Here is a 7466-nt window from a genome sequence, read left to right on the forward strand (position 1 = left end):
CCCGCAGACCCTGGCCCGCCCCTGGGCGATCCCGGGCACGCCGGGTCTGGAGCACCGGATCGGCGGCATCGAGAAGGAGGACGGCACGGGCAACATCTCCTACGCCCCGGCCAACCACGACTTCATGGTGCGCACCCGGCAGGCGAAGGTGGACGGCATCGAGGTCCCGGACCTCGACGTCGACGACCCGAACGGCGCCAGGACGCTCGTCCTGGGCTGGGGCTCGACGTACGGGCCGATCACGGCCGCGGTACGGCGGATCCGCAAGGAGGGCGGCCGCATCGCACGAGCCCACCTGCGTCACCTCAACCCGTTCCCCGCCAACCTCGGTGATGTCCTGAAGGCCTACGACAAGGTCGTGGTCCCGGAGATGAACCTCGGCCAGCTCGCCACCCTGATCCGGGCGAAGTACCTGGTGGACGCCCACTCGTACACCCAGGTCAACGGTATGCCGTTCAAGGCCGAACAGCTCGCCACCGTGCTGAAGGAGCACATCGATGAGTGAGGCACTGAAGCCGGCCCCCAAGGCCGAGACCCGCCAGACCGCGAAGGACTTCAAGTCCGATCAGGAAGTGCGCTGGTGCCCCGGCTGCGGCGACTACGCCATCCTCGCCGCGGTGCAGGGCTTCATGCCCGAGCTGGGGCTGGCGAAGGAGAACATCGTCTTCGTCTCGGGCATCGGATGCTCCTCCCGTTTCCCGTACTACATGAACACCTACGGGATGCACTCCATCCACGGCCGCGCCCCGGCCATCGCCACCGGCCTGGCCAGCTCCCGCCGGGACCTGTCGGTATGGGTCGTCACGGGTGACGGCGACGCCCTCTCCATCGGCGGCAACCACCTGATCCACGCGCTCCGCCGCAACGTCAACCTCAAGATCCTGCTGTTCAACAACCGGATCTACGGTCTGACCAAGGGCCAGTACTCGCCGACCTCCGAGGTCGGCAAGATCACCAAGTCGACGCCGATGGGCTCGCTGGACGCGCCCTTCAACCCGGTGTCGCTGGCGATCGGCGCGGAGGCTTCGTTCGTGGCGCGGACGGTCGACTCCGACCGCAAGCACCTCACGGAGGTACTGCGCCAGGCCTCCGCCCACCAGGGCACGGCCCTGATCGAGATCTACCAGAACTGCAACATCTTCAACGACGGCGCCTTCGACGCCCTGAAGGCTGTATCCCATTCAAAAGCGGGGCAGCGGGCCGAGGAGGCCGTGATCCGGCTGGAGCACGGCAAGCCGATCCGCTTCGGCGCCGACCTGGCCAAGGGTGTCGTCCGGGACCCGGCGACCGGTGATCTGAAGGTGGTCGCGGTGACGCCGGACAACGAGGACCAGGTGCTCGTGCACGACGCGCACGCCGAATCCCCGACCACGGCGTTCGCGCTGTCCCGCCTCGCCGACCCGGACACCCTGCACCACACCCCGATCGGTGTCCTGCGCTCCGTCGACCGGCCCGTCTACGACACACAGATGGCCGACCAGCTCGACACGGCCATCGAACACCACGGCAAGGGCGATCTCGCCGCACTCATCACCGGAGGCGACACCTGGACCGTCCTCGGCTGACCCACTTCCGCCGCGCCGGCGGAGCGGGCCGCTACTGCGTGGACCGCAAGGCGTCGAGTCGCATGAATCCCGTGAAGCGCACCGCGAACGAGGGTGAGACCCCGTCGTCGAGAGATCCCCGCACGCCCGCCATCACGTCCGCATCGGGCTTTCCGAACACCTCGAAGCGCTCCACCCGGCAGTGCTTCATCACTTCCTGGATGTACGGCTCGGACATCTTCCAGTGTGCACGGACGGAATCCGAGTCCCGGTACATCTGGAAACTGTGCGCGAACAGCTTCTGCTCGTCGATGAACACCTCCACCATGACCTGGGGACCGTGCTGCTCCACGAACCGCACAGCCTTCTCGACGGCTTCCCGGTAGGCATCGAGATGCCCCTCGGTGATGCGCATGGTGTTGCGGAAGAGAAGAATTCCGCTGTCCGGTGCGTCCACGTTGTTCACGCCTCAGCCTCCACGGCGATCGTCTCAGGGCCACGACAATGCACCATGTTCCCCGCTCGGCACCCGCAGACTCGCCCAGATCGCGCCCAGCCGGCGGACAGGGCGCGGAATGCGGCGTGACGGAGCCGCAATGGGCGGAATTTGCGCCCCGGTTGAGCAGCACGCTGAGACGGCTACGGAGTCAGGAAACCGCACTTGCCGTGACGGCGAGCCCGCTCCGCGCGACGGTCCAGACGCATACGGCCGTCCTCTCCGACGGGCAGCACAACGAGTACCCGGGCCAGGACACCGACCGCATCGGTGAGGCGTTGAGGCTCGCCCGGCACATCGATTGAGACAACGGCTCATGCGGCACCGGCCCGCGCGGTGCTCGTAGGATGCCTGGATGCCGAAGCCGTTACGGATGACTCGCCGCACGTGGATCGCCGCGTGGGCGGTGCTGTGCGCGGCCGCTATGGCCGCCACCGCCGCACTCAACGCCTCCCCGGCGCCTGACCCGCCCGAGAAGCCCGAGAAACCCGTCAGCGCCGAGTGCGCCGAGCGCATCGCGGACATCGAGACGCAACTGGCGAAAGCCAAGCAGGAAGGCAATGACGACGGCATCTTGTCCTTCACGCGAACCCCCGTCGGCGCGGACGATTGCAGCGACGAAATCCTCGACCACTTCCGCGCCGACCGGTGAGCCGCGCCAAAGGACTCGCCGCGACAGCGGGGCTGATCTGTGCCGGTGCCGTGACGGTCATCGCCCTGGGCGCTGGACCGGAACCGGAGCCGCAGCCCACACCGCCGCGGGTGTACTCCTCCTGCCTGGCAGCCGACACCAAGCCGATGCCTGCGGGCGCCGACCCGTGCAACGGCCGCTGAGGAGGCACTGAGCCTGCCGGTCGCCGACCGGCAGGCGAGCCCCGGCAATACGGATATGGCCAATCGTCAATCGCCGAGTTCGGGGGTTGGCCCGATCGGGGCCGATCGCCTGGAAACCGTCCGAGCCGATCTTGTCAGCCTCAGCGGCTGAGCGAGCCGATGAAGCGGTCCAGCCGAGAGACGACTTGCCGCAGGACCTCAACCGAGCCTGCGGCATCGTCCGCAAGCTCCAGGCCATGGTCCGCCGAGGGCACTTCCAGGACATCGTGTCGCAGGGACGCAGCAATGCGTGAATCCCAGACCTTGTCGGCGCTACCGCCGATGAGGAGAGTCGGCTCCATGGCTCGCCGGAGAGCCGCGGCAACGTGGTCGATGGTCAGGACCGGGGTGAGCCAGGCTGCCGGGATGTTCCTGTCCGCTGCGATGCCGCAGGCGAGGGAGCCCAGGGACTTGCCGACGACGAGCCGACAAGCCCCCGCCTCGGCTTCGATGGCCTCGGTGAACTGCCGCTCCACCCATGCGATCCGGTCGTCCACCGTGAACTGCGCGAACCCATCGGGGATCTGCCACCACAGCTCCTGGACCGTCCAGCCGTGCTGGAGCAGGACGCTCCGGGCGAAGTGCAGTAGCGGCCTGGCAGGCGAGTAACCGACACCTGGAACGACAACCGCAACACGGTCTCGGGCTCCGTCGAAACGGGTGGGCATGGCGAAGGGGACGGGATCGGACATCGCCGCATACTACTGGCCAGCTGATCACGTGATTCCCGGCGCTCGAACGCCGCCACAGCCACCAACTGGGGAACTACGTGACCATAAGGCTTGGGGAGTTATTCGACCGCCCGCATGAACGCCAGTCCGGCGAGGAAGCCGACCGGCAGTCCGATGAGGGTCCGCCCCTGACCACGGTCGTCCGCGACGCGCGCGCCATCGCCCGCCGACTGGCCGGCCGCGTCGTCGACATGCTCGACGAGAAGAAGGTTCCCGCCGAACCCGTCCGGGACCCGCTGCGGGTCCAGCTCCGAGAGTCCGCCTGACTGGCACTTCCGGCGCTTCCGGCGACCTCCAGGTCCCGTGCCGGGCGAGGAACCGTCGCGAACCCTCTTCCGACCGGACCATTGACAGGGCCTTCTCAGGGGGCTGAGGATCGCGTCTGCATGACAGAGATTGAATCGATTCAACCAGGTTCGGCCAATGTCCGGACGTTCGATTCAAGAAGGACCCCTCTCCAGCCCCCTCCTCGATCCGCACTCCGGGAAGGTCCCCCCGATGCACTACGTCTCCCGCCGGTCTGCTCTGCGCTCGGCCATCGCCGTGGCTCTCGCGCCCACCCTGGGCCCCGCAGTCCTCCCCGGCCTCGCACCGGCGGCGTCCGCCGCGGAGTCCGCGCCCTGGGCCGCGAAGTGGATCTGGGCGCCGTCCAGTTCGACGAACCAGTGGGTCGCCTTCCGCAGGTCGTTCCGTCTGGCCTCCGCCCCTTCCGGGGCCGTGACGCGGATCGCGGCGGACTCCAAGTACTGGCTGTGGGTGAACGGCACCCTGGTCGTCTTCGAGGGCGGGCTCAAAAGAGGCCCGAACCGTACGGACACCTACTACGACGAGATCGACCTCGCCCCTTACCTGACCAGCGGCAGCAACACGGTCGCGCTGCTGGTGTGGCACTTCGGCAAGCAGGGTTTCTCGCACAACAGCAGCGGCAAGGGCGGGCTGCTGTTCCAGTCCGACATCACGACCGGCTCCACCACCAGCCGGCTCGTCAGCGACACGAGCTGGAAGCACACAGTCCACCCCGGCTACTCGAACAACACGAGCGGCACGCAGGTGAACTTCAGGCTGCCCGAGTCGAACATCTTCTACGACGCCCGAGCCGCCGCCGGAGTGTCGGGCTGGAGGTCCCCGGGCTTCGACGACAGCGGCTGGACGGCGCCGACCGATTTCGGTGCCGTCGGCGCCTCGCCCTGGAACGCCCTCGTCGAGCGGCCGATCCCGCTGTTCCGCTACTCCGGGCTGAAGTCCTACACCAACGCCGCCTCGCTGCCGTCCACGGGCCAGGGTTCCACCGCGATCTCGGCCACCTTGCCGTCCAACATCCAGGTGACCCCGTTTCTGAAGGTGGACGCTCCGGCCGGTGCGGTGATCGGCATCCAGACCGATCACTACGACGACGGCGCGGGCCTGACCGGGATCGAGCCGGGGACTCAGTACAACATGCGCGCCACCTACGTCTGCACCGGCGGGGTCCAGGAGTTCGAGCCCTTGGCGTGGATGAGCGGTACGGCCGTGCGGTACACGATCCCGGCGGGCGTGACGGTCCTGGAGCTCAAGTACCGGGAGTCCGGCTACGACACCGACTTCGCCGGGTCGTTCAGCAGCGGTGACGCCTTCCTGGACACCCTGTGGACCAAGGCCGCCCGCACCATGTACGTCAACATGCGCGACAACTACATGGACTGCCCCACCCGCGAACGCGCCCAGTGGTGGGGCGATGTGGTCAACCAGCTCAAGGAGGGCTTCTACACCTTCGACACCCGCTCCCACGCCCTGGGCAAGAAGGCCATCGCCCAGCTCGCCGCATGGCAGAAGTCCAGCGGGGCCCTGTACTCCCCGGTCCCGGCGACCATCTGGACCGCCGAACTGCCCGTGCAGATGCTGGCCTCGGTGTGGTCGTTCTGGACGTACTACCTCTACACCGGCGACACCGACGCCGTCACCGTCGCCTACCCGGCGGTGAAGAGGTACCTGAACCTGTGGAGCCTGGACGGCGACGGCCTGGTCAACCACCGTGCGGGCGACTGGGACTGGGAGGACTGGGGCAGCGACATCGACGCCCGCGTCCTGGACAACTGCTGGTACTACCTGGCCCTGGACACCGCCGCCAAGCTCGCCGGCCTCAGCGGCAACAGCGCAGACGTGGCCGGATGGAAGGCCCGACGGGACAGCATCAAGGCCAACTTCGACCGTGTCCTGTGGAACTCCTCGCAGAACGAATACCGCTCACCCGGCTACACCCGTGACACCGACGACCGCGCCAACGCCCTCGCCGTCGTCGCGGGCCTGGCACCCGCCTCCCGCCACCGGGCGGTCACCGAGGTGCTGCGCACCCACCTCAACGCCAGCCCCTACATGGAGTTCTACGTCCTGGAGGCGCTGTATCTGATGGGCGCGCCCACCGTCGCCGAGGAGCGGATGCGCAACCGCTTCGCCGCCCAGGTCGCCGACCCCGCCTGCCACACCCTGTGGGAGCTGTGGACCAAGGCCGACGGCACCGACAACCACGCCTGGAACGGCGGCCCGCTGTACGCGCTGTCCGCCTACGCGGCCGGTGTGCGCCCCACCCGGCCAGGCTGGACGACGTACGACGTCACCCCGCAGACCGGCACGCTGACGAAGATCAACACGGTCGTGCCCACCGTCAAGGGTGACATCCGCTCCGGCATTGTGCGCGACGGCACCCAGGTGACCCTGACGCTCACCTCGCCGAGCGGAACGACCGCTCGCGTGGGCGTGCCCACCTACGGCGGCTCCCAGCCCGTGATCAAGGCGAACGGCACCACCGTCTTCGCCCGCGGCTCCTCCACCGGGAGCGTCAGCGGCCTGACGTACGCGAGCAAGGACTCCACGTACGTGTACTTCACCGTCCGGCCGGGCACGTGGACGTTCACCGCCACCGGCGCGGGCCGTCTCGACAACCTCGCCCTGGGCAAACCCGTCACGAGCAACAACAGCCTGGAGAACGGCGACTGGGGCAGGAGCCGGCTCACCGACGGCACGCTCACGAGTGTGAACGGTGCGAAGGGCTACACCAGCAAGGACTTCACCGCCGCCGACGTCAGCGCGAACCCTGTGTGGGTGGAGATCGACCTCGGCGCCGACACCGACCTCGACGCCGTACGCCTCTTCCCCCGCACCGGCACACCGGCGGCGGGCGGGGGGACAGCGGGCTTCCCCGTCGACTTCGCCCTCCGGACACGGGGTGACGGCTCCAGCACGTACACCACCGTCCGCACCGTCACCGGCCAGGCGAACCCCGACGGGCTCCCGCAGACCTACGGGTTCAGGACGACCACCGCCCGCTATGTGCGCCTCGAGGCGACCAGGCTCGGCACCCCCGCGTCCGACGAGACATCCAAGTACCGCCTCCAACTCGCCGAACTCACCGTCCCTACCGCCGCGACCACCGTCACCAGCAACTACACCCTCGAGAACGGCGACTGGGGAAAGACCCGGGTGCTGGACGGCACCACCACCGGTGTCACCGGCGCCAAGGGCTTCACCAGCATCGACTTCCCCTCCGCCGACATCGGCGACACGCCCGTATGGATCGAGGTCGATCTCGGCGCCGACCGGGCGATCGGCGCCGTCACCCTTCATCCGCGCACCGACACCGGGGGAGCCGGCGGCGGTACAGCGGGCTTCCCCGTCGACTTCACCTTGCAGACCCGGTCCGACGGCGGATCCTCCTACGCCACCGTCCGCACCGTCACCGGCCAGAGCAATCCCGAGGGAGCCGCCCAGACCTACACCCTCACCTCGGCCAGGGGCCGCTATCTGCGTCTGCGCGCCCAGCCTGGTGGCGCGCAGACGCAGATAGCG

At 68.4% G+C, this 7466-nt stretch carries 7 protein-coding genes and 1 pseudogene; 6 read left to right on the forward strand and 2 right to left on the reverse strand.

The window, feature by feature from the left end; genetic code table 11:
* Positions 1 to 505: pseudogene (locus tag CCL05_RS32995) on the forward strand (2-oxoacid:acceptor oxidoreductase subunit alpha); the annotation flags it as partial.
* Positions 498 to 1565: a 2-oxoacid:ferredoxin oxidoreductase subunit beta gene (locus CCL05_RS33000; RefSeq protein WP_086564332.1), complete on the forward strand. Its 1068-nt coding sequence runs from the start codon at positions 498 to 500 to the stop codon at positions 1563 to 1565. The pseudogene CCL05_RS32995 and the gene CCL05_RS33000, both read left to right, overlap by 8 nt.
* Before the next feature lie 31 nt (positions 1566 to 1596).
* Here the strand turns inward: CCL05_RS33000 and CCL05_RS33005 are convergent, their stop codons facing one another.
* Entirely contained in the window at positions 1597 to 2010 is a 414-nt protein-coding gene (locus CCL05_RS33005; protein ID WP_244204485.1) for a hypothetical protein, read from the reverse strand.
* Between the two features lie 200 nt (positions 2011 to 2210).
* Here CCL05_RS33005 and CCL05_RS47185 point away from each other — a divergent pair, with 200 nt between their 5' ends.
* Together CCL05_RS47185 and CCL05_RS33010 are read left to right on the forward strand one after the other, a co-directional pair.
* Positions 2211 to 2345, forward strand: a complete 135-nt coding sequence (locus CCL05_RS47185) for a hypothetical protein (RefSeq protein ID WP_279629950.1) — start codon at positions 2211 to 2213, stop codon at positions 2343 to 2345.
* A 50-nt stretch (positions 2346 to 2395) separates the two neighbouring features.
* Positions 2396 to 2692: a hypothetical protein gene (locus CCL05_RS33010; protein ID WP_086564333.1), complete on the forward strand. Its 297-nt coding sequence runs from the start codon at positions 2396 to 2398 to the stop codon at positions 2690 to 2692.
* A gap of 322 nt (positions 2693 to 3014) precedes the next feature.
* On the opposite strand, the gene CCL05_RS33020 is transcribed toward CCL05_RS33010, so the two are convergent.
* Positions 3015 to 3605, reverse strand: a complete 591-nt coding sequence (locus tag CCL05_RS33020; RefSeq protein WP_086564335.1) for an alpha/beta hydrolase — start codon at positions 3603 to 3605, stop codon at positions 3015 to 3017.
* A 77-nt stretch (positions 3606 to 3682) separates the two neighbouring features.
* Between CCL05_RS33020 and CCL05_RS33025 the strand changes: the two genes are divergently transcribed.
* Both CCL05_RS33025 and CCL05_RS33030 read left to right on the forward strand, forming a co-directional pair.
* Positions 3683 to 3910: a substrate-binding domain-containing protein gene (locus tag CCL05_RS33025; protein WP_086564336.1), complete on the forward strand. Its 228-nt coding sequence runs from the start codon at positions 3683 to 3685 to the stop codon at positions 3908 to 3910.
* Between the two features lie 232 nt (positions 3911 to 4142).
* On the forward strand, positions 4143 to 7466 hold a 3324-nt coding region (locus tag CCL05_RS33030; protein WP_086564337.1), incomplete at its 3' end, for an alpha-L-rhamnosidase-related protein.

Source organism: Streptomyces africanus (genome assembly GCF_002150735.1).
Lineage (GTDB): Bacteria > Actinomycetota > Actinomycetes > Streptomycetales > Streptomycetaceae > Streptomyces > Streptomyces africanus.

Excerpts from the sequence above, each read along its gene's own strand:
- CCL05_RS33000 (WP_086564332.1), top strand. The coding sequence starts at position 498 with ATGAGTGAGGCACTGAAGCCGGCCCCCAAGGCCGAGACCCGCCAGACC.
- CCL05_RS33010 (WP_086564333.1), top strand. The coding sequence starts at position 2,396 with ATGCCGAAGCCGTTACGGATGACTCGCCGCACGTGGATCGCCGCGTGG.
- CCL05_RS33020 (WP_086564335.1), bottom strand. The coding sequence starts at position 3,605 with ATGTCCGATCCCGTCCCCTTCGCCATGCCCACCCGTTTCGACGGAGCC.